The sequence below is a fragment of the Alkalihalobacillus sp. R86527 genome, from assembly GCF_042466185.1.
Taxonomy (GTDB): domain Bacteria; phylum Bacillota; class Bacilli; order Bacillales; family Guptibacillaceae; genus Guptibacillus.
In genome coordinates, this window is the sequence record NZ_JAXHBW010000001.1 from 3,542,975 (window position 1) to 3,564,575 (window position 21,601).

At 43.1% G+C, this 21,601-nt stretch carries 15 protein-coding genes, 16 tRNA genes and 3 rRNA genes; 3 read left to right on the forward strand and 31 right to left on the reverse strand.

Annotated elements, in window-relative coordinates:
• Positions 1-56: 56 nt before the first annotated feature.
• The 10 genes from yhbH to SJY16_RS18520 form a co-directional block, all read right to left on the reverse strand.
• Positions 57-1,223, reverse strand: coding sequence for a sporulation protein YhbH (gene yhbH / locus SJY16_RS18475; RefSeq protein ID WP_377891495.1), 1,167 nt, complete (start codon positions 1,221-1,223; stop codon positions 57-59).
• A gap of 370 nt (positions 1,224-1,593) precedes the next feature.
• Complete coding sequence (locus SJY16_RS18480; protein ID WP_377891497.1) at positions 1,594-1,758, reverse strand: hypothetical protein; 165 nt, start codon at positions 1,756-1,758, stop codon at positions 1,594-1,596.
• 59 nt (positions 1,759-1,817) lie between these two features.
• On the reverse strand, positions 1,818-2,375 hold the full coding sequence (gene lepB, locus SJY16_RS18485; protein ID WP_377891498.1) for a signal peptidase I: 558 nt from the start codon (positions 2,373-2,375) through the stop codon (positions 1,818-1,820).
• A 159-nt stretch (positions 2,376-2,534) separates the two neighbouring features.
• Positions 2,535-4,430 carry a PrkA family serine protein kinase gene (locus tag SJY16_RS18490; RefSeq protein WP_377891500.1) on the reverse strand — a complete coding sequence of 632 codons (1,896 nt, stop codon included), beginning with the start codon at positions 4,428-4,430 and terminating at the stop codon, positions 2,535-2,537.
• A gap of 516 nt (positions 4,431-4,946) precedes the next feature.
• Complete coding sequence (locus tag SJY16_RS18495; RefSeq protein WP_224884839.1) at positions 4,947-5,252, reverse strand: antibiotic biosynthesis monooxygenase family protein; 306 nt, start codon at positions 5,250-5,252, stop codon at positions 4,947-4,949.
• A 302-nt stretch (positions 5,253-5,554) separates the two neighbouring features.
• On the reverse strand, positions 5,555-6,028 hold the full coding sequence (gene trmL, locus SJY16_RS18500; RefSeq protein WP_377891501.1) for a tRNA (uridine(34)/cytosine(34)/5-carboxymethylaminomethyluridine(34)-2'-O)-methyltransferase TrmL: 474 nt from the start codon (positions 6,026-6,028) through the stop codon (positions 5,555-5,557).
• A 65-nt stretch (positions 6,029-6,093) separates the two neighbouring features.
• A complete protein-coding gene (locus SJY16_RS18505; RefSeq protein WP_377891503.1) occupies positions 6,094-6,990 on the reverse strand; it encodes an amidase domain-containing protein in 897 nt (298 codons plus the stop codon).
• Between the two features lie 126 nt (positions 6,991-7,116).
• Complete coding sequence (locus SJY16_RS18510; protein WP_377891505.1) at positions 7,117-7,656, reverse strand: methylated-DNA--[protein]-cysteine S-methyltransferase; 540 nt, start codon at positions 7,654-7,656, stop codon at positions 7,117-7,119.
• 67 nt (positions 7,657-7,723) lie between these two features.
• Complete coding sequence (gene queG, locus SJY16_RS18515; RefSeq protein WP_377891507.1) at positions 7,724-8,863, reverse strand: tRNA epoxyqueuosine(34) reductase QueG; 1,140 nt, start codon at positions 8,861-8,863, stop codon at positions 7,724-7,726.
• A gap of 36 nt (positions 8,864-8,899) precedes the next feature.
• Positions 8,900-10,600 (reverse strand): ABC-ATPase domain-containing protein, encoded by a 1,701-nt coding sequence (locus SJY16_RS18520; protein ID WP_377891509.1) that lies wholly within the window; start codon positions 10,598-10,600, stop codon positions 8,900-8,902.
• A gap of 80 nt (positions 10,601-10,680) precedes the next feature.
• Between SJY16_RS18520 and SJY16_RS18525 the strand changes: the two genes are divergently transcribed.
• Together SJY16_RS18525 and yvfG are read left to right on the forward strand one after the other, a co-directional pair.
• The gene (locus SJY16_RS18525) at positions 10,681-11,355 is read left to right on the forward strand and encodes a B3/B4 domain-containing protein (RefSeq protein WP_377891511.1); all 675 of its coding nucleotides are present in this window, start codon (positions 10,681-10,683) and stop codon (positions 11,353-11,355) included.
• A 237-nt stretch (positions 11,356-11,592) separates the two neighbouring features.
• Positions 11,593-11,814: a protein YvfG gene (yvfG, locus tag SJY16_RS18530; RefSeq protein ID WP_377891512.1), complete on the forward strand. Its 222-nt coding sequence runs from the start codon at positions 11,593-11,595 to the stop codon at positions 11,812-11,814.
• A 51-nt stretch (positions 11,815-11,865) separates the two neighbouring features.
• Here the strand turns inward: yvfG and SJY16_RS18535 are convergent, their stop codons facing one another.
• The 21 genes from SJY16_RS18535 to SJY16_RS18635 all read right to left on the reverse strand — a co-directional run bounded on the left by SJY16_RS18535 (position 11,866) and on the right by SJY16_RS18635 (position 21,049).
• Positions 11,866-12,561: a DsbA family oxidoreductase gene (locus SJY16_RS18535; RefSeq protein ID WP_377891514.1), complete on the reverse strand. Its 696-nt coding sequence runs from the start codon at positions 12,559-12,561 to the stop codon at positions 11,866-11,868.
• 280 nt (positions 12,562-12,841) lie between these two features.
• Positions 12,842-12,926, reverse strand: a tRNA-Leu gene (locus SJY16_RS18540).
• 31 nt (positions 12,927-12,957) lie between these two features.
• Positions 12,958-13,047, reverse strand: a tRNA-Leu gene (locus SJY16_RS18545).
• A 27-nt stretch (positions 13,048-13,074) separates the two neighbouring features.
• Positions 13,075-13,149 (reverse strand) — tRNA-Cys (locus tag SJY16_RS18550).
• Between the two features lie 9 nt (positions 13,150-13,158).
• Positions 13,159-13,233: transfer RNA gene (locus SJY16_RS18555), tRNA-Gly, on the reverse strand.
• An 8-nt stretch (positions 13,234-13,241) separates the two neighbouring features.
• Positions 13,242-13,316 (reverse strand) — tRNA-Gln (locus SJY16_RS18560).
• A gap of 4 nt (positions 13,317-13,320) precedes the next feature.
• Positions 13,321-13,396, reverse strand: a tRNA-His gene (locus SJY16_RS18565).
• Between the two features lie 24 nt (positions 13,397-13,420).
• Positions 13,421-13,494, reverse strand: a tRNA-Trp gene (locus SJY16_RS18570).
• A 5-nt stretch (positions 13,495-13,499) separates the two neighbouring features.
• A tRNA-Tyr gene (locus SJY16_RS18575) sits at positions 13,500-13,584 on the reverse strand.
• A 71-nt stretch (positions 13,585-13,655) separates the two neighbouring features.
• Positions 13,656-13,731: transfer RNA gene (locus SJY16_RS18580), tRNA-Thr, on the reverse strand.
• 4 nt (positions 13,732-13,735) lie between these two features.
• A tRNA-Phe gene (locus tag SJY16_RS18585) sits at positions 13,736-13,811 on the reverse strand.
• Between the two features lie 187 nt (positions 13,812-13,998).
• A tRNA-Met gene (locus tag SJY16_RS18590) sits at positions 13,999-14,075 on the reverse strand.
• A 174-nt stretch (positions 14,076-14,249) separates the two neighbouring features.
• Positions 14,250-14,325: transfer RNA gene (locus tag SJY16_RS18595), tRNA-Asp, on the reverse strand.
• A gap of 7 nt (positions 14,326-14,332) precedes the next feature.
• Positions 14,333-14,408, reverse strand: a tRNA-Val gene (locus SJY16_RS18600).
• 27 nt (positions 14,409-14,435) lie between these two features.
• Positions 14,436-14,510 (reverse strand) — tRNA-Glu (locus tag SJY16_RS18605).
• A 15-nt stretch (positions 14,511-14,525) separates the two neighbouring features.
• Positions 14,526-14,617: transfer RNA gene (locus tag SJY16_RS18610), tRNA-Ser, on the reverse strand.
• 1 nt (position 14,618) lies between these two features.
• Positions 14,619-14,693 (reverse strand) — tRNA-Asn (locus SJY16_RS18615).
• 10 nt (positions 14,694-14,703) lie between these two features.
• Positions 14,704-14,820 (reverse strand): 5S ribosomal RNA (rrf, locus tag SJY16_RS18620).
• 258 nt (positions 14,821-15,078) lie between these two features.
• A 23S ribosomal RNA gene (locus SJY16_RS18625) occupies positions 15,079-18,007 on the reverse strand.
• A gap of 353 nt (positions 18,008-18,360) precedes the next feature.
• A 16S ribosomal RNA gene (locus SJY16_RS18630) occupies positions 18,361-19,911 on the reverse strand.
• The 16S, 23S and 5S rRNA genes sit together here with 16 tRNA genes alongside, the layout of an rRNA operon.
• A 271-nt stretch (positions 19,912-20,182) precedes the next feature.
• On the reverse strand, positions 20,183-21,049 hold the full coding sequence (locus tag SJY16_RS18635; protein ID WP_377891516.1) for a nucleotidyltransferase-like protein: 867 nt from the start codon (positions 21,047-21,049) through the stop codon (positions 20,183-20,185).
• Positions 21,050-21,231: 182 nt separating this feature from the next.
• Between SJY16_RS18635 and SJY16_RS18640 the strand changes: the two genes are divergently transcribed.
• The gene (locus tag SJY16_RS18640) at positions 21,232-21,588 is read left to right on the forward strand and encodes a YgzB family protein (RefSeq protein WP_224885132.1); all 357 of its coding nucleotides are present in this window, start codon (positions 21,232-21,234) and stop codon (positions 21,586-21,588) included.
• Positions 21,589-21,601: the final 13 nt, after the last annotated feature.

Here is a 21,601-nt window from a genome sequence, read left to right on the forward strand (position 1 = left end):
CATTCTTTTTTCATGCTTACAAAACAAAAAAATGGTCCCCTCTAAGAGGGGAACCATTATGAATGGATTTCTTCTTTCTTAAAAAAGCTTTTCATCGCGTGATAGACATCTTTCTTCTCTTTCAATATATAATGCCTGAACATTGGATCATGAATATTCTTATATGCACTCATCAACGTTGAATGGCGGTTATAGGCATTTACTTCTCCATAACCAAACATATTCGATACTTTCATGATCTGATTAACAAGTTTCACACAGCGGGCGTTATCAGAAGTAAGGTTATCTCCGTCTGAGAAATGAAATGGATAAATATTATAGCGAGCTGGTGAGTACTTTTCATCTATTAGTTCTAAAGCTTTACGGTATGCAGATGAACAAATGGTTCCACCGCTTTCACCTTTTGAAAAAAAATCGTCTTCAGAGACGACTTTCGCTTCGGTATGATGAGCAATAAACTCAATTTCAACTGTTTCGTATTTGGATCGTAAAAATCGCGACATCCAGAAGAAAAAGCTTCTCGCCATATATTTTTCCCATTTCCCCATCGATCCACTCGTATCCATCATAGCGAGTACAACTGCTTTTGATTCTCGTTTCACTTCCTCATTCCACGTTTTAAACCGAAGGTCATCTTGATAAATTGGTGCGATTCCAGGTCTTCCTTCAATTGCATTTCGTTTGTATGCAGATAATATTGTTCGTTTCTTATCGATGTTACCCATCAAACCTGTTTTACGAATATCATTAAACTCAACTTTTTTCTTCACGACTTCTGCTGTCTCTTTTTCACGAAGATTCGGCAGCTCTAATTCTTTGAAGAGAATTTCCTGTAACTCCATTAGAGATACTTCGGCTTCATAATAATCGTCACCAGGTTTATCTCCAGCTCCTTCACCGGTACCGGCACCAGGTTTTTTCTCACCTGAGCCATCACGAGCTACAACATCCCCAACTTGACTATCCCCATCACCCTGGCCAACATGCTTCGATTTGTCATAGTTATACCGAATTTTATATTCATCAAGAGAGCGAATTGGAATTTTAATTACATCACGACCGTTAGATAGTATAATGTTCTCCTCACTGATAAGATCTGGTAAATTATTTTTGATAGCATCTTGAACCTTCTCGGAATGTCGCACTTGATCCTGATAGCCTTTTCGGTGGAGGGACCAATTCTCCTGAGAGACAACAAAGTTTTTGGTGTTCCTGTCTTTCATGCCATATTCCCCTCCTTAAAAAAAATAAGATTTCTATCGCATATTTATTCAATGATCGATGATCGCTCATGATGATTGTTCAAAAGCAGAGTACTAATTTTGACTCCCTGAAACTAAAAGGTAGTATACTTTATCCTATGCAAATACAAGCGATAATTGACAATTAATTCTGACAAATCAAGGTCGGAACCGACTATTTGTAAAACTATTGATAGATTGTATATTAAATTCATCCTAAATAACCTTTTATCATCCATTGCCTAAAGAAAAAGCTACTCATGATCCGTTTATCTGTAAGAATCAATTGGAACAAAAAAATAAGACTGGCGAGATGTTCTCGACAGTCTGTCAACTCTTTCATGAAGCTTTTCTACTCTTTCTTACGCTTTTCACTTTGTACAGGATCTGGACGGCGCCCGTTCTCCTTTAATTCCTGATTCGTTTCAAGTTCTTCCATTTCTTTACCGAGCTCTTTCATTTCTTTTTCATCCATTGCCATTGAACTGTTTTCTGGCTTATCTTTTCGTTCTGACACAATGAATTACCTCCTTAAGAAGACTTTACCCATGCTTTAACATTTTGGAACCTGAAAATTCATTTCTTAAAAGTGAAATCAAATTCTTCAATTGGCCAGTAACGAAGGTTCACTTTACCGACTACTTGATCGATTGGGACGAGACCTATATGTCTACTATCGTAGCTATGACGCCTATTGTCACCCATCAAGAACAAATATCCCTCCGGAACCACTGTTTCTTCAGTTTTATCTTCAAGTTTGAAGTTCTCAGTCAAATTGCCGTTAAAGACTTCCCCTTTGAAAGGTGTAAGGTACGGTTCTTTCATCTTCTTTCCATTTATATAAAGTTGGTCATCTTTATACTCAAGTGTATCACCTGGAAGCCCGATCACTCTTTTTATATAGTCTTCAGTCTCGTTAGCATGAAACACTACGAGATCAAATCGATGTGGTTCTGAAACCTCATAGCCTATTTTATTAATAATCAACCGGTTCCCATCTTGGATTGTAGGCATCATGGATTCTCCGTGAACAACATAGTTCGTTATGATAAATTCACGAATAACAATCGCTAGGACAACGGCTATGGAAAATGCTTTTAGCCACTCCCAAAGCGGACTGCGTTCCTTTTTCATGTTAGACCTCTTTTCAATACGTCTTTACGTCTAATCTATCACTCATCCTAAAAAGGCACAAGCACTCGGTTTTCTTCACTATAGGATATACAATCCTTTCATGAATTAGACTCTCTTCATAAAAAAAAGCACACCAGAGAGGCATGCTTCCTTCACTACTTATCGATTCAATAAGCTTCCAACGTATCGCAATAGTTCATTAGCAGAGATGGAATTGTACCCATGCTCATCAATTAAACGAGCGATTACATCATTGATTTTCTTTAATTGATTTTCATTTGGTGTTTTAGAAGAAGTCGTGATTTTGACAACATCTTTAAGATCGGCAAACAATTTCTTCTGAATCGCTTCTCTCAAGCGCTCATGCGAATTGTAATCGAACTTCTTACCTTTCCTTGCGTATGCAGAAATTCGTATCAATATTTCTTCACGGAAAGCTTTCTTCGCATTCTCGGAAATACCAATCTGTTCTTCAATCGAACGCATTAACTTATCATCTGGGCTCATCTCTTCACCAGTAAGAGGATCACGCAGCTTGTTCTTATTACAATATGCTTCAACGTTATCGAGATAATTATCCATTAGCGTCTTCGCGCTCTCTTCATATGAGTACACAAATGCCTTCTGAACTTCTTTCTTTGCAATTTCATCGTATTCTTTTCGTGCAACTGAGATAAAGTTCATATACCGCTCTTTGTCTTCTTTCGAGATGGAAGCATGCTGATCCAGACCGTCCTTTAAAGAGCGAAGGACATCGAGTGCATTGATAGAAGGCACTTCTTTTCGAATAATCGTAGAAGATATTCTATTAATAACATAACGTGGGTCAATTCCGCTCATACCTTCATCAGAATGCTCTTTCTGCATCTCATCCACATCTACTTGGTTAAACCCTTCTACTATTTCACCGTCATATAGACGCATCTTCTTAACAAGATCTACTCCCTGACGTTTGGAATCCTTTAACCTTGTAAGGATAGAGAAAATAGCTGCTACACGAAGTGCATGTGGTGCGATATGAACATCAGCAACATCACTTTCACGAATCATTTTCTCGTAAATACGCTCTTCCTGACTTACCTTTAAGTTATATGGTACAGGCATAACGATAATACGAGAATGAAGGGCTTCGTTCTTTTTATTTGAAATAAACGATCGATACTCGGCTTCGTTTGTATGGGCTACAACTAATTCATCTGCTGAAATTAAAGCAAAACGACCAGCTTTGAAGTTTCCTTCTTGAGTTAACGAAAGCAAATGCCATAAGAACTTCTCATCACACTTCAACATTTCCTGGAACTCCATCATACCTCGGTTAGCTTTGTTTAATTCACCGTCAAAACGATATGCTCTTGGATCAGATTCAGATCCGAATTCAGCGATCGTGGAGAAATCAATGCTACCTGTTAAATCCGCAATATCCTGAGACTTAGGATCCGAAGGGCTGAATGTTCCAATTCCCGTACGTTTGTCTTCATTGAAGAAGATTCTCTCAATCATGACTTCTTCAATTCTTCCACCGTATTCTTCTTCTAAACGCATGAGGTTTAATGGCGATAAACTTCCTTCGATTCTAATTCCATATTCCCTATAAAATTCATCTCGTAAATGATGAGGGATTAAATGTAACGGGTCTTCATGCATCGGACAACCTTTGATTGCGTATACCGCTCCAGAATCTTCATGAGAGTATTTCTCCAAACCACGTTTTAAGATTGTAACGAGTGTTGATTTACCTCCACTAACTGGACCCATCAACAACAAGATTCGTTTTCTAACATCTAAGCGCTTCGCAGCAGGGTGAAAGTATTCTTCAACTAACCTTTCGATTGCTTCTTCTAAACCATATAGTTCTTCAGCGAAGAAGTTGTAGCTTTTCTTGCCGTCTACATCGTGGATACCCGCATCTTTTATCATATTATAAACGCGTGAATGTGCTGACTGCGCTACTTCAGGTCGTTCTCTGATAATTTCTAAGTACTCGCCAAAGGTTCCTTCCCACTTCAGCCGCCTCTCGTCGTCTCGATGCTGCTGGATTTTACGTAAGATATCCATTACGAGCCCCCTCCAAATTTGATTCATCGGATTTAATACATGGTATGCGGGGATGTCCTATAACATTCTGTTTTCTTTCTTACGTAAAAAAGGCACATCAATTCTCCTTACAACACTCTGTTTTCCAAACAAAAAACCGGCATAGCCGGTTTTCAGATTGTCGAGAAAGTCTTCATCCCATTCGGTATGGATATGGTAGTGATTTCTGCTCCAATCAACGTTCATATGTCGTTTTGAAAATAAGACAAAAACAACTTCTACAGAAATAAAGCCAAGAACAACTTCATAATAATCAGTCGGAAAGTTTGCTTGGATTGATTACAACCTAGTAGGAGTGACTACCACTTGACTCCCGTGGAAAACGGGCGTTCGAGACTCAGAGTGGACGTCTTTTTGTCCGCGAGGAGGCTCGGGCGTTCGTCCACAGGAAAGCAAGTGGTATTCAAACTCCTACGGTATAGGGAACACATTCATCAGGTTTCTCTTCAAACAAAAAACCGGCATAGCCGGTTTTCTTTAAGTATGGTAGACAACTGTGAATTCGCTTAGTTCATTTCCTGATGCTGGAGATTTTTCTTTTGATTCGCGCTTTTCTTTATGAGCATTTTTGAAGGAATCAGAATGAATCCAATTTTGGTATGCTTCTTCATTCTCCCATTTTGTAAACACGATTAACTTTCCATTCTCAGAAGACTGTTCAAGAAATAGGAATTCAAGACACCCTTCAACCTTCTTCATGCTTTCGGCACTTTTCCCGAAACGCTCTTTCATTACATCTTTGTGTTCATCAGGTACTTTAAGTTCGTTCATCACAACATACATAAATAAAAGCCTCCTTTTCATCTCCTTCTATCGTATAGGAATGTAGCAATTTTTCCAACTCATACATTCTTCGCTATAGAATTACCCTCAAAACATTCACAACAACTTCTCTATCGTTTATAATCAGAGATAGACTTGGACATAATTTTACCTGAGGAGGATGAAACCATGAGTTTCCTGGGTATTTTAGTAGTAATTATTGCTTTTCTAGCAGCTATCTTTACGGCTGGCTACAATGATCGACCTCAAAAAACCAAAAAAGGTAGTCGATAAAAAAGAACGACCTCTAAGGTCGTTCTTTTTTATTTCATATTAGGATATCCTTGTTGCCTAAGAGCTTCATACACCATGATTGCCGCTGTATTTGAAAGGTTAAGAGCACGCACGTGGTCTGTCATAGGCAAACGTAGACAGCGCTCCTTATTATTTTCAATCAACTCATCTGGCAAACCGTCTGTTTCTCTTCCAAAAACAAAGAACGTATTTTGACTAACATCCGAATAATCGAAGTCAGTATGAGTATTCGTACCATACTTCGTAATATAATAAAATTCTCCACCCTCATTCTGATTAAAGAATACTTCTAGAGAATCGTAATAATGAACGTCAGCATATTTCCAGTAATCTAGACCTGCACGTTTAAGCATCTTATCATCTGTAGAGAACCCTAAAGGACGGATAAGATGAAGACTTACATTCGTAGCAGCACAAGTACGAGCAATATTCCCTGTATTTGCAGGAATCTCCGGCTGAAATAGAACGATATTTAATGACATAATGATTCACCTCCGCTTCAAAACATATCTATTATAGCATGTTTTCCACGGAGAGAAAGAATATGCTAGTCATCTTCAATATGAAAAAATTTATACTGTATATTAGGTGTCCATGCAGTAGAGTCTTCATAATCCCAATATCGCATCCTGCAGTTCGTATTATGCCCATTAACAAGTGGCTGTCCCTTACCATCTTGATCTACGACAATTGTTGTGTGCTGCCAATTTCCGTCGCCTGTAAAATCATAGCTAATCACATCACCAGGAACTAAATCATCTGGTTGATAAACCTCTCTCGCTTTGAGACCATTCTTTGAACCACTTAAATACCACCGTAATGCATGAGCAACTGTCCATGAATAGCTCCAGCTGTTTTTCTTGACCCACCATCCCCTCGTCCGATCAGGATAGCCTCTCATAGGGGCTTTTCCAGCATGTAAGCATTGGGACACATAGTTCGTGCAATCCCCTTCAAATATAGGGTAAGCAGGATTATAATCATCCCACCAGCTCTCGGCGTACTTAACTGCAGATAAACGATCATAATACGAGCCTTTTAGCCGCTCACTTCCCCTACCTGCCCGTGTTGCATTATCACAGTGTACTCCCTCTTGCTCGATTGAACGATCGTGAATTAACTCACCTTCGATTAACTCAGCGAGTCTTTTTTCAAAACGTTCCTCTTGATAAAGCTTTTTCCCATGTTTGATCACATATTGCTGATGAAGGTAATAATCATAAATACGTGTTCTGGCAAGCTTCTTTTTACCAAGAAGCACACCTTTATTGAGCACTCTAACAACAGTGGCATCTCTGGAATCACATTTGTTAATAAACCTTGTCACAGCTTCTTCCTCGGTAGCTGGACGTTTTCCTTTACTTCTAAATGATCGTGATGACCCATTCATTAAGTATGAAGCCTGTTCCTCCCAAAAGGGCTTAAGCTGCTCTTCCCACCCCATCTGCGTTCCCCCCTCTTCGCACTTTATGATAGTGAGTCGGAACACATGCCACTTTGTGCATAGGGAAAGGATCGAATCCAAATAAAAAGCCCGGAAGTTCATATTGAACTCCGAGCTAGTAAATGATTATGATGATATCGCTGGGTGAAGTGCCTTCTGTTGTTCTAAGGACAGCAGATATTCTTTCTTATCCATGCCCCCACCATACCCAACGAGAGCACCATTACTTCCAATCACACGATGACATGGAATAATTATAGGCAGTGGATTCCGGTTATTAGCAGAACCAATCGCACGCACGGCCCTTGGAGCAGAAATATCTACGGCGACGTCTTTATATGAGCGTGTCTCTCCGTACGGAATAGCATTGAGACTTTTCCAAACTTTCTTCTGAAACGGTGTTCCTATCATACAGAGTTGAAGATCAAATAACCTTCTTTTCCCATTGAAATACTCTTCTAATTGAACAATAATCGGGTCAATGATTTCGTAATTCAAAATGAAATCTGGTTTCACATGATTTTTCTTGAACCATGCTTCAGCTGCGGGTAGCACATCTTCAGAAATTCCAAAATCAAGCCTGTAGATTCCTTCAGAACCTGCCAATAATGTCAGTGTTCCAATTGGTGATTGAAACTCCCCATAACTGATCACTTGTTTATCCATGCTATCCCTTCTTTTATTCAACATTTTTCATTATCTTACAAGACATTATATTATTTGACCACCAGCATTAAGACTTATTTTGGAGCATAGACAGCCCTTTTTCAATCTCATTTGCTGCTTCCTGGTCGTTTTCTTTCATTTGCTCATTAATGAGAGCATCATACGCCTTACTTCCACCAATCTTCCCAAGGGCCCAAGCAGACGTCCCTCTAATCACTGGTCTTGGGTCATTTTGCATCAATTCGATCAATGTATCGACAGCAGTTTCATCTTTGTAGTGTGCTAAAGCCAAGATGGCATTGCGTTGAATTGGCTTCTTTCCTCTCCATGAGCCCGCCGCTTTTCCAAACTTTTCTTTAAAATCCCTATTACTCATCGTTAGGAGTGGAATCAACTTCGGTTTAACTACTTCTGGATCCGGCTCAAGCTCAGGGTGGTTATGAAAATCAATTCCTTTATTTTTAGGGCATACGAGCTGACAAGTATCGCAACCATAAAGCCGGTTTCCGAGTTTCGATCGATATTGATCGGGTAGAAAACCTTTCGTTTGTGTTAAGAAAGCAATGCATTTACTAGCATTTAGCTGACCACCTTCAATTAAAGCTCCTGTAGGACAAGCATCAACGCAAATATTGCAATCTCCGCACCCTTCTTCTACCGGTTCATCGGGCTCTAGAAACACATTGGTAATCATCTCTCCGAGGTAAACCCATGAACCGTACTCTTCCGTGATTGTCATCGTGTTCTTACCACTAAAGCCAATCCCCGCTCGCTCTGCTACAGCTCTGTCAGATAATTCTCCTGTATCAACCATCGAACTAGTTTCTGCACTTGGAACTTTCGCTTTGATAAATGATTCAAGAAGGGAGAGTTTTTCTCGTAGAACATGATGATAATCTACGCCCCAGGAAGCTCTGCAAAATAGACCTCTACGTTCTCCTCGCTTACTTCTAGGGCTATCCTTCAACTTTGAAGGATAAGCAATAGCGATTGAGACAATCGTAGTCGCACCACTTAACAGTAACTCAGGCTCTGTCCGTTTCTCAAGGTCAGGTTCTTCAAATCCTGATTGATAACCTAGCTGCTGTTGTTGCTTTAACCGTTCTTTGAGCGATTTGAATGGATCAGCTGCAGCAAAACCAATTTTATCTATTCCAATTGATTTACTGTATGCAACAATCTCTTCCTTTAACTGGGCGTTTGCCATCGTAACCCCCTCCCTTCTAAATTAAATTTATTCTTATTAAATGATTTTCAACGTTCTAAGTCTATTCATCACTGCAGCCAATTCTGTTCTTCGAATGCGAGCAAAATCACCTGGGTGTTGATCGACAAACACTGAGAATGAACCTAATCCTTCCTCATTTATTTGCTTTTCTACAACATCCAATAGCTCAGAAACTGAGGCATCTCCCAGTTTGTTCTTTCTTTCAAAAAAGTGAAGAATTTCTGCTGCTAAACGGGTTTGACTTGGATCGATCAGTTGCTCAACTTGTAGAAGTGAGATATCAGTATTGCCATATAGAATATGGTGGAGTCCTTTTGCAGAAACCTTCGACTTTTTCCCCTTTTGACTATTTAAACTCGATCGATGCGGAAGTCGTCTGTCCACATCACCGAACAGCTCTCCACCTTCTTTACTTCGAGAAGAAGGGGATTGCTCAGATATTCCCTTTGCTTCACTTGTTACATCGTAGGGGAGATAGTTCTCCATCAAAATCACCGAATCGGCCACGTCGAAATAATCTCCGGATCCTCCCATAACAAGCACTGTTGAAATACCATGTTGGTTATATAATTGTTGAACGCGATCGATAAATGGGGTGATCGGTTCTTTATCTTTTGAAACAAGTTGTTGCATCCGTTCATCTCGAATCATAAAGTTTGTAGCACTTGTATCTTCATCGATTAATAACGCATGTGAGCCAGCTTCAACTGCTTCAATTATATTCGCTGCTTGAGATGTACTTCCACTAGCATTTTCTGTAGAAAATGATCGGGTATCTTTCCCAAACGGTAAGTTCTCTATAAACGGGGAGATATTAACTCCCGTAACTTTTCTTCCATCTTCAGAACGGATCTTCATAGCTAGTTCATCCGTTATGACATATTCCCTGCCATCGTCTGCAATATGATCATAAACGCCATGCTCCATCGCATGCAACAGGGTACTTTTCCCATGGTACCCGCCCCCTACAATAAGAGAGATTCCTTTCTCAATCGCCATTCCAGTAATCGGTTCTTCTCTATGGGGAATAGCTATAGATACTTCTTTATTTGATGGAGATTTAAAAGGAACAGCTTTATTCTGTAAGGGGCGATCGCTTATACCGCTTTCTCGTGGCAAGATAGCTCCGTTTGCAATAAAAGCTACATACCCTTTATTTCTCAAATACTCTCTGATGGATTCTTGTTGATCCGCTAAGTGAATGACTTTTATAACTTCTTCTTCTTTTAAAGAGAAGATTGAACCACTAAGAATCTCAGGTAGATAGTGAGCTAACATTTGCTCTGCTTGTCTCCCGAGCACCCGTCTCCCTTGTGCTGGTAACCCTAGTGATAAACATATCGTGATACCTTTATCATTAACTGACACTGCTGTACGCTCTAATACCTTTTGTTTAGGTGCATCTATCATAAATGCGCCGCTTTTACCTGAGCCTTTAATATTACCTTTGTGTCGATAGATGGATTCCGCAACTTTTCTTGCGATAAGATCCTCTAAACGCACCCTTCTTTGATCTCCCTCAAACCAATCGCCTTTCACATTTGTTTTATCACGAGGGATAACCACTCTCATTCTAGAGGGGCTTGCAAAAGGGTCTCCTTGCACATAATCAATCGAAAGAGTATAACTTTGAAAATCATAGCTCCCTCTTATGTCTTTATAGGCTTTATAACTTTTCCCATCTATACGTTGTAAATGCTTGATCAGATTCTTCATATGAGGTGAGCCTCCTTTTGAGCTTCAAATTATCGCATATGGTAAAATGAACGGAAATAAACACGAAGGAGAGATGTACCATGGATACCCTTTTTCTCTCTACATCTATTACCGAAACAATCCCCGACTTTAAAATCGGATATATTACTTACCATGATATCGTGGTTGAAAACTCACCGCAAATGGTGCGAGGCCGATATCAATTTTACCTTGAAACTATGATGATGGATCTAGAAGACACAGAATTAACATCTTTCCCAGCAGTGAAAGAGTGGAGATCAGTCTTCAAAACCCTTGGTGCCGATCCTTCTCGGTATCGCCCTTCATCAGAAGCATTGTTACGAAGGTTAAAGAAAGGATCAGATCTCCCATCTATTCACTCTGCAGCTGATATTAACAATCTACTCTCGTTACAATATAAAATCCCTATTGGAATCTATGACCTTGATCTGCTAGTGGGACCGATTACGGTGGGTATTGGTGACGAATCGATTTCATATCAGGGATTGAATGGCAGAGAAGTAAACTTCAATAACAAACTTGTAGCCTTGGATCAAAAAGGTCCCTTTGGTAGTCCTATCGTAGACTCAATGCGTACTGCAGTAACTGAGAAAACACAAAATGCTATTCAGATATATTATATTCAACCTTCCCTTTCTTCCGAGGAAGCCAAAAAGCTTTTGAAGGCCTCAGGTGAAATGTTTAACCAAGTACACGGGGGCAACTTCGATTACGGATTAACAATGATCAAATAATAGGAGTAAACATAAAAAAACGCAACGCTTCGTTAATAATAACGAAACACTGCGTTGGGTAAATGGTGATAATTCGAGGTTTTTCTACAAACCTCGCTGATGTAGTTAGAATAACACAGAGTTGATTAATAAAACAACAGTAAATTATTAATTTCTTTAGATTTGGTCTACAATATATTAATATAGAATCTACAATGATATGATAATCAATCTAATCTAGTAGGAAGGAGCAAACATATGGAACCTTTTTCAACACCATTTTTTGAAGAGAATTTTAGACAATACATAAAGAAAAATAATGATGTCTTCTCAAAACTAGAAGCGATGAACAGTTATTATCGTTCAGTTGTCTCTTCAATGATCTACGACAATCTTAATAAGAATTCCGAAATCATTCGGAGAATTCGAAATCTCGACGCTGCTTATAAGACGATTAAAGAAGAAAAGACAGAAGAATAATAAGAAGCTCTCTTACACGTTTAGTAAGAGAGCTTTTTTGCTATCATTCAATTAGATATCACAGGAATCAGTCGCACATGAATCTCCATCACTACTGAGTACTTCAAGCCCTTTACTCTCATCCCATGCTTTATTTAGCGCCTGTTGGAACATCTCAGGAGATTGCGCACCAGAAACAGCAAACTTCTCATCAAAGACGTAGAACGGAACTCCTTGAATGCCTAATTGGCTTCCAAGTGACTCATCATAACGAACTTCTTTTGCATACTCTTCAGAATGGAGCATAGCGCTAACTTCAGTGGTGTTAAGCCCTACCTCTTCAGCAAGCTCACAAAGTGTCTCATGATCCGAGATGTCTTTCGTTTCTGTAAAATAAGCATAGAAGAGTCTCTCAGTCATTTGCTCCATTACATTCTGTTTTGCGGCATACTGGAGAAGGCGATGAGCATCGAAAGAATTAGTAGGCTTCATATTCTTGAAATCAAACGTTAACTTTTCATTTTCTGCCTGTTGTCTCATGTTCTCACACATACCCTCGGCTTGTTCAAGACTAACGTTATACTTACTAGCTAACAACTCAGCCTTACTTTTCCCACTAGATTTCTCAGCATTTGGATCAAGCTCAAAATTTCTATAGGTTATTGTAACTTGATCACGATGTGGAAATGTTTGAAGAGCATTCTCTAAGCGTCGTTTCCCAATATAACAAAAAGGACACACAAAATCAGACCATATTTCTACTCTCATTATTATCACTCTTTCATAGTAAACGATTTACTTTCAGTGTATCATCATTTAGTGAACGAGGATAATCTTAAGCTCATTGTAGATTGGTCGATTGATCAGTAGCTGAGGGAAACTATACCAGGTTGAACGGCATACCATCAAATGGATAATCCCATACGCCCTTTCCTCGTTCTTACCATCATTAAAAGGATATCTCATAATAATGTACAAATGATTTTAGACAATAAAAAAAGACTTCTACCCTGTAGAAATCCTGAACGTTCTTGTATAAAGTATGTAATGGTACCGGTGGTCGGGTTCGAACCGACACTCCTCGCGGAACACGATTTTGAGTCGTGCGCGTCTGCCAATTCCGCCACACCGGCATAAAGACAATTTTAAATTTCGGAAAGAAAATGGTGCCGGAGGCCGGGCTCGAACCGGCACGGAGGTACACCCTCCGCAGGATTTTAAGTCCTGTGCGTCTGCCAATTCCGCCACTCCGGCAGGACTTTTAAGTGAAAATATAAAATTTGGAGGCGGCACCCGGATTTGAACCGGGGCGTAAGGGTTTTGCAGACCCGTGCCTTACCACTTGGCTATGCCGCCTTAAAAAAATGGAGCGGAAGACGGGATTCGAACCCGCGACCCCCACCTTGGCAAGGTGGTGTTCTACCACTGAACTACTTCCGCAACAAAAATGGCTGGGCTAGCTGGATTCGAACCAGCGCATGACGGAATCAAAATCCGTTGCCTTACCGCTTGGCTATAGCCCAAGAATGGGGCGGCTGATGGGAATTGAACCCACGAATGCCGGAATCACAATCCGGTGCGTTAACCACTTCGCCACAACCGCCACAAAGAAAATTTTTAAATAAATTGGCAGGGGTAGTAGGAATCGAACCCACACCGGAGGTTTTGGAGACCTCTGTTCTACCTTTAAACTATACCCCTATAAATGGTGGAGGGGGACGGATTCGAACCGCCGAACCCTGAGGGAGCGGATTTACAGTCCGCCGCGTTTAGCCACTTCGCTACCCCTCCAAATAGACAATTATCATTGTAATATATAATATATATAAAAACAATAGAAATTGATACCTTTTTAGGAAAAATGGTGCCGGCCAGAGGACTTGAACCCCCAACCTACTGATTACAAGTCAGTTGCTCTACCAATTGAGCTAGACCGGCGACATGGTGGCTCCGGACGGAATCGAACCGCCGACACGTGGATTTTCAGTCCACTGCTCTACCGACTGAGCTACAGAGCCATTCTTTTAAATTTATTTTAACGGTCGATCTAAGAAAAGAGAATAGGTTGCCCCTAAAGGGACTCCGATTAAATTTTAGCTTAGAAGATAAATCGACGTAGTTAAAATTTTATTTTGGTTGCACCCTAGCGGGTACCCCTTTTGAATTCTATCACGAACTTTATTCGACGTAGTAAGAATTCTTTATTGGTTGCGGGGGCAGGATTTGAACCTGCGACCTTCGGGTTATGAGCCCGACGAGCTACCGAACTGCTCCACCCCGCGACGATAATATAAAATTAATGCTGATCCTGCTTCTATATGCAGTGATCTGTTTCTTTCTCTACAAGGTTATGCTTCGATGCGTATCCGTCGAAACAACTCGAAGTTGATTCATTGAAGTAACGCTCGTTGCTCCACCCCGCGACGATAATAATGATATAAATGTTGAAATAAAAATGGCGGTCCCGACGGGAATCGAACCCGCGATCTCCTGCGTGACAGGCAGGCATGTTAACCGCTACACCACGGGACCTTTGTAATGGTGGAGGATGACGGGCTCGAACCGCCGACCCTCTGCTTGTAAGGCAGATGCTCTCCCAGCTGAGCTAATCCTCCACAGATTGAAAATGTTACTTATTAAAATGGTGACCCGTACGGGATTCGAACCCGTGTTACCGCCGTGAAAGGGCGGTGTCTTAACCGCTTGACCAACGGGCCATTCTATTATGTATCTGGCGGAGAGCGAGGGATTCGAACCCTCGAGACGGCGTTGACCGTCTACACGATTTCCAATCGTGCTCCTTCGGCCACTCGGACAGCTCTCCATGGCTCCACAGGTAGGATTCGAACCTACGACCGATCGGTTAACAGCCGATAGCTCTACCACTGAGCTACTGTGGAATAATGATTAGCCTGGCGACGTCCTACTCTTGCAGGGGGAGATCCCCCAACTACCATCGGCGCTGAAGAGCTTAACTTCCGTGTTCGGCATGGGAACGGGTGTGACCTCTTCGCCTTCATCACCAGACTACTAACAGCTCTCACTTTCGTGGGATTGCTAGCGACAAAATATATATTACAATATATTTCATCATATTTCAAGAGAAAATTCATTCCCTGAAAACTAGATAGCATGCAACAACGTATTCCAATATTTTTTCGCGATGTCTAGTGCCGCAGGCTATATTCTTGCCCATTTCACTCTTTCACTTCAGGCGAAAAACGCCTTCTGTTCAAGAGCTCCAATGGTCTGCGAATATGACCAAGCCTGCTTTACTTTTCGTTTTAGGTTAAGCCCTCGATCGATTAGTATTCGTCAGCTCCACGTGTCGCCACGCTTCCACCCCGAACCTATCAACCTCATCATCTCTGAGGGATCTTACCAGCTTGACGCTGTGGGAAATCTCATCTCGAGGGGGGCTTCATGCTTAGATGCTTTCAGCACTTATCCCTTCCACACGTAGCTACCCAGCTATGCTCCTGGCGGAACAACTGGTACACCAGCGGTGTGTCCATCCCGGTCCTCTCGTACTAAGGACAGCTCCTCTCAAATTTCCTGCGCCCGCGACGGATAGGGACCGAACTGTCTCACGACGTTCTGAACCCAGCTCGCGTACCGCTTTAATGGGCGAACAGCCCAACCCTTGGGACCTACTTCAGCCCCAGGATGCGATGAGCCGACATCGAGGTGCCAAACCTCCCCGTCGATGTGGACTCTTGGGGGAGATAAGCCTGTTATCCCCAGGGTAGCTTTTATCCGTTGAGCGATGGCCCTTCCATGCGGAACCACCGGATCACTAAGCCCGACTTTCGTCCCTGCTCGACTTGTAGGTCTCGCAGTCAAGCTCCCTTGTGCCTTTACACTCTGCGAATGATTTCCAACCATTCTGAGGGAACCTTTGGGCGCCTCCGTTACTCTTTAGGAGGCGACCGCCCCAGTCAAACTGCCCACCTGACACTGTCTCCGCACCGGATCACGGTGCTGGGTTAGAATGTCAGTACAGCCAGGGTAGTATCCCACCGACGCCTCCACCGAACCTAGCGGTCCGGCTTCTATGGCTCCTACCTATCCTGTACAAGCTGTACCAAAATCCAATATCAGGCTACAGTAAAGCTCCATGGGGTCTTTCCGTCCTGTCGCGGGTAACCTGCATCTTCACAGGTACTATAATTTCACCGGGTCTCTCGTTGAGACAGTATCCAAGTCGTTGCACCTTTCGTGCGGGTCGGAACTTACCCGACAAGGAATTTCGCTACCTTAGGACCGTTATAGTTACGGCCGCCGTTTACTGGGGCTTCGATTCAGAGCTTCTCCCGTAAGGGATAACCCCTCCTCTTAACCTTCCAGCACCGGGCAGGTGTCAGCCCCTATACATCGCCTTGCGGCTTGGCAGAGACCTGTGTTTTTGCTAAACAGTCGCTTGGATCTTTTCACTGCGGCTCCCCTGGGCTATTCACCCGAGGAAGCACCCCTTCTCCCGAAGTTACGGGGTCATTTTGCCGAGTTCCTTAACGAGAGTTCTCCCGATCGTCTTAGGATTCTCTCCTCGCCTACCTGTGTCGGTTTGCGGTACGGGCACCTCTTTCCTCACTAGAGGCTTTTCTTGGCAGTGTAGAATCAGGGACTTCGGTACTTAATTCCCTCGCCATCACGACTCAGCCTTCGCGGTGAACGGATTTGCCTATTCACCAGCCTAATCGCTTGGACGCGCATTTCCAGCAGCGCGCTCTCCCTATCTTTCTGCGTCCCCCCGTCGTTCAAACGGAAAGGAGGTGGTACAGGAATATCAACCTGTTATCCATCGCCTACGCCTTTCGGCCTCGGCTTAGGTCCCGACTAACCCTGAGCGGACGAGCCTTCCTCAGGAAACCTTGGGCTTTCGACGGACAAGATTCTCACTTGTCTTTCGCTACTCATACCGGCATTCTCACTTCTAAGCGCTCCACCAGTCCTTTCGGTCTGACTTCGCAGCCCTTAGAACGCTCTCCTACCATTGTCGTAAGACAATCCACAGCTTCGGTGATACGTTTAGCCCCGGTACATTTTCGGCGCAGCGTCACTCGACCAGTGAGCTATTACGCACTCTTTAAATGATGGCTGCTTCTAAGCCAACATCCTGGTTGTCTAAGCAACGCCACATCCTTTTCCACTTAACGTATACTTTGGGACCTTAGCTGGTGGTCTGGGCTGTTTCCCTCTCGACTACGGATCTTATCACTCGCAGTCTGACTCCCGCGGATAAATCGTTGGCATTCGGAGTTTGACTGGATTCGGTAATCCGGTAGGGACCCCTAGTCCAATCAGTGCTCTACCTCCAAGATTCTTGCCGCGAGGCTAGCCCTAAAGCTATTTCGGAGAGAACCAGCTATCTCCGGGTTCGATTGGCATTTCACCGCTACCCACACCTCATCCCCGCATTTTTCAACATGCGTGGGTTCGGGCCTCCATTCAGTGTTACCTGAACTTCACCCTGGACATGGGTAGATCACCCGGTTTCGGGTCTACGACCACGTACTATTTCGCCCTATTCAGACTCGCTTTCGCTGCGGCTCCGCCTTCTCGGCTTAACCTTGCACGGGATCGTAACTCGCCGGTTCATTCTACAAAAGGCACGCTGTCACCCATTAACGGGCTCCAACTAGTTGTAGGCACACGGTTTCAGGTTCTCTTTCACTCCCCTTCCGGGGTGCTTTTCACCTTTCCCTCACGGTACTGGTTCACTATCGGTCACTAGAGAGTATTTAGCCTTGGGAGATGGTCCTCCCGGATTCCGACGGGGTTTCACGTGTCCCGCCGTACTCAGGATCCGTCTCGGAGGGCAGCGGATTTTGACTACAGGATTGTTACCTTCTCTGATGGACCTTTCCAGGTCGCTTCGTCTATCCGTGCCTTTGTAACTCCAATGAGACGTCCTACAACCCCAGAGGGCAAGCCCTCTGGTTTGGGCTGATTCCGTTTCGCTCGCCGCTACTCAGGAAATCGCGATTGCTTTCTCTTCCTCCGGGTACTGAGATGTTTCAGTTCCCCGGGTATGCCTTCTATTCCCTATGTATTCAGAAATAGATACCATCCCATTACGGATGGTGGGTTCCCCCATTCGGAAATCTCCGGATCAAAGCGTACTTACTGCTCCCCGAAGCATATCGGTGTTCGTCCCGTCCTTCATCGGCTTCTAGTGCCAAGGCATCCACCGTGCGCCCTTAGTAGCTTAACCTTATGACTTCGTTATTAGCTTCGAACTTCTTCGTTGGCTTCATTCCTCCGGTGCTCACGTATTCAAATACGCTCCGCTCCTCCGGAATTTCGCCGCCTCGAATTTCTCGCTTCTAACTCGTCATTGATGTTGCACATCGTAAGATGTGACTAACTAAGAAATAACGCAAAAAATAATTCTTTATTGGATGTCGTTGTTTATGCTATCTAGTTTTCAAGGAACAAGGCTACTTCTTGAATCCGCTAATGCTTCATCAAATTAGCCTGTTTTGAAAGAATACAATCATTCTTTCAAAACTAAACGAAACGCTCATGCAAGTTTGGCAACCAATGTTGCCTCGTAATTCTCCATAGAAAGGAGGTGATCCAGCCGCACCTTCCGATACGGCTACCTTGTTACGACTTCACCCCAATCATTTGTCCCACCTTCGGCGGCTGGCTCCAAAAGGTTACCTCACCGACTTCGGGTGTTACAAACTCTCGTGGTGTGACGGGCGGTGTGTACAAGGCCCGGGAACGTATTCACCGCGGCATGCTGATCCGCGATTACTAGCAATTCCGGCTTCATGTAGGCGAGTTGCAGCCTACAATCCGAACTGAGAACGGCTTTATGGGATTCGCTTCACCTCGCGGTGTCGCAGCCCTTTGTACCGTCCATTGTAGCACGTGTGTAGCCCAGGTCATAAGGGGCATGATGATTTGACGTCGTCCCCACCTTCCTCCGGTTTGTCACCGGCAGTCACCTTAGAGTGCCCAACTGAATGCTGGCAACTAAGATCAAGGGTTGCGCTCGTTGCGGGACTTAACCCAACATCTCACGACACGAGCTGACGACAACCATGCACCACCTGTCACTCTGTCCCCCGAAGGGGAACGTCCTATCTCTAGGAGTGGCAGAGGATGTCAAGACCTGGTAAGGTTCTTCGCGTTGCTTCGAATTAAACCACATGCTCCACTGCTTGTGCGGGCCCCCGTCAATTCCTTTGAGTTTCAACCTTGCGGTCGTACTCCCCAGGCGGAGTGCTTAATGTGTTAACTTCAGCACTGAGGGTGGAACCCCCCAACACCTAGCACTCATCGTTTACGGCGTGGACTACCAGGGTATCTAATCCTGTTCGCTCCCCACGCTTTCGCGCCTCAGCGTCAGTTACAGACCAGAGAGCCGCCTTCGCCACTGGTGTTCCTCCACATATCTACGCATTTCACCGCTACACGTGGAATTCCACTCTCCTCTTCTGCACTCAAGTCCCCCAGTTTCCAATGGCCCTCCACGGTTGAGCCGTGGGCTTTCACATCAGACTTAAGAGACCGCCTGCGCGCGCTTTACGCCCAATAATTCCGGACAACGCTTGCCACCTACGTATTACCGCGGCTGCTGGCACGTAGTTAGCCGTGGCTTTCTGGTTAGGTACCGTCAAGGTACCGCCCTATTCGAACGGTACTTGTTCTTCCCTAACAACAGAGCTTTACGACCCGAAAGCCTTCGTCACTCACGCGGCGTTGCTCCGTCAGACTTTCGTCCATTGCGGAAGATTCCCTACTGCTGCCTCCCGTAGGAGTCTGGGCCGTGTCTCAGTCCCAGTGTGGCCGATCACCCTCTCAGGTCGGCTACGCATCGTTGCCTTGGTAAGCCATTACCTTACCAACTAGCTAATGCGCCGCGGGCCCATCCTACAGTGTTAGCTCGAAAGCCAACTTTCAACGTTGCATCATGCGATGCTATGTATTACCCGGTATTAGCTCCGGTTTCCCGGAGTTATCCCAGTCTGTAGGGCAGGTTGCCCACGTGTTACTCACCCGTCCGCCGCTGAGAAATAGGAGCAAGCTCCTATTTCTCCGCTCGACTTGCATGTATTAGGCACGCCGCCAGCGTTCGTCCTGAGCCAGGATCAAACTCTCCGATAGAAAGTCTAATCTAGCTTTAAAACTTGTTGTTTCCGTAGAAACAATTTCTTGCATGGCGTTTCGTTCAGTTTTCAAAGATCGATTTGTTTCTTCCAATGTCGTTTTCAGCGACTTTATTAATGTAACACATTAACTCATCAGAAGTCAACAACGTTTTTTAAAAAGTTTTTGTTTGCCGCGTTGCTCTCTTGCGGCGACAAGTAATAATATAGCACGGGGGAAAAATATGGTCAACCCTTTTTATAATATTTTTCCTCCGCTTTTAAAAACATTATTTTGCTCGATACTGGCGACTGTATATTCCCTCACCTTTTGTTTCAGCAAGTAGAACTTCGATCAATTCTTTCTCAACCATATATTCTAGAAGAGCACCTAAATCTATTCCGTACTCTTTAAGCTGGTCGTCCTCCAAAAGCTCTTGGTACGTCCAAACTCCTTTGCGCTCATTCATCACCTTTCTTATATGAAGAGTAGCGTTAAAGGATTTAGATGAAAGTGAAAAGTCATTAGCAAGTAGAAGCAGTTCAAGGCGTTTATCAAGAGGATCCTCACCTGTTAGAAGTTCTGTATACAATTTAAAGATCTCTGGTTCAATATGCTTCACTTGATTCCAAACTGTGATCTCAGGATGAAAACCATGTTCGATTACAGATAGACGCGCCAAGTGATGCAATGCATGCAAAATGAAATTGTACGCATCCATATATTGCTTTGAAGCAAACAATTCTTTTCCGTCCATATACCTTCTAATAAGTTTTGCAAATTCAACACCAATCTTACGAGTACGTTCCTCCGCGGGGAAATCACGGATACGTTCTTTCAATCCGGATATGTACTCATTTCGATCAAAGATGATTTTTCCATTCACAAGCCATGCAACCAAACGTCGATGACTTCCTGTAAGAAGCCAATCTTGAACTTGTTGCTCAGATACGACATGCATCGCTGCTCTCTTCTCCTCAAACTCATAATGCTTAACAAGCCATGGCTTTTGATTATTGCTTACAATAATCAATAGAACAACATCAAAATTATCAGTCAAAGGATGATGTGGTTTTGTTTTCTCTATTACAATAACTCCAAGAGTTTCAGGGTGACTCGCTCTTTCTTGGTAAATCGGCCTTAAAAGATTTTCCATCTGACTTTCCTCCAGCAGTACTTTTATTCTTGGAACCGTACTTGTCTAAACAATTCAACATTCAATATTATAAATCCTGTTATAAATTAAGCAATGCTAATTTTGAACTTTTTATGGAAGATCTAAAGGAAAGTGCTTACAGATAATGCATATGCTATACTTGGTTGCAGGAGGGACAAGCGATGCAATTAAAGTATACAAACAAAATAAATAGAATTCGTACGTTCGCACTGAGCTTAGTATTTATTGGCATTGGTATTATGTATATAGGTATTTTCTTCAAAACATCTGTTTTCTTAATGACAGCATTCATGATCATCGGATTTCTAGCAACGATCGCAAGTGCAGTCGTATATTTCTGGATTGGTATGTTATCGACGAAAGCTGTACAAGTCACCTGCCCTAATTGTGAGAGAACCACAAAGGTGCTTGGACGAGTAGATGCCTGTATGTATTGCAAACAACCACTTACAATGGACCCTAACTTAGAAGGTGTAGAGTTCGACGAAAAATATAATAGTAAGAAACAAGATAAGTAAAAAAACAAGGAGC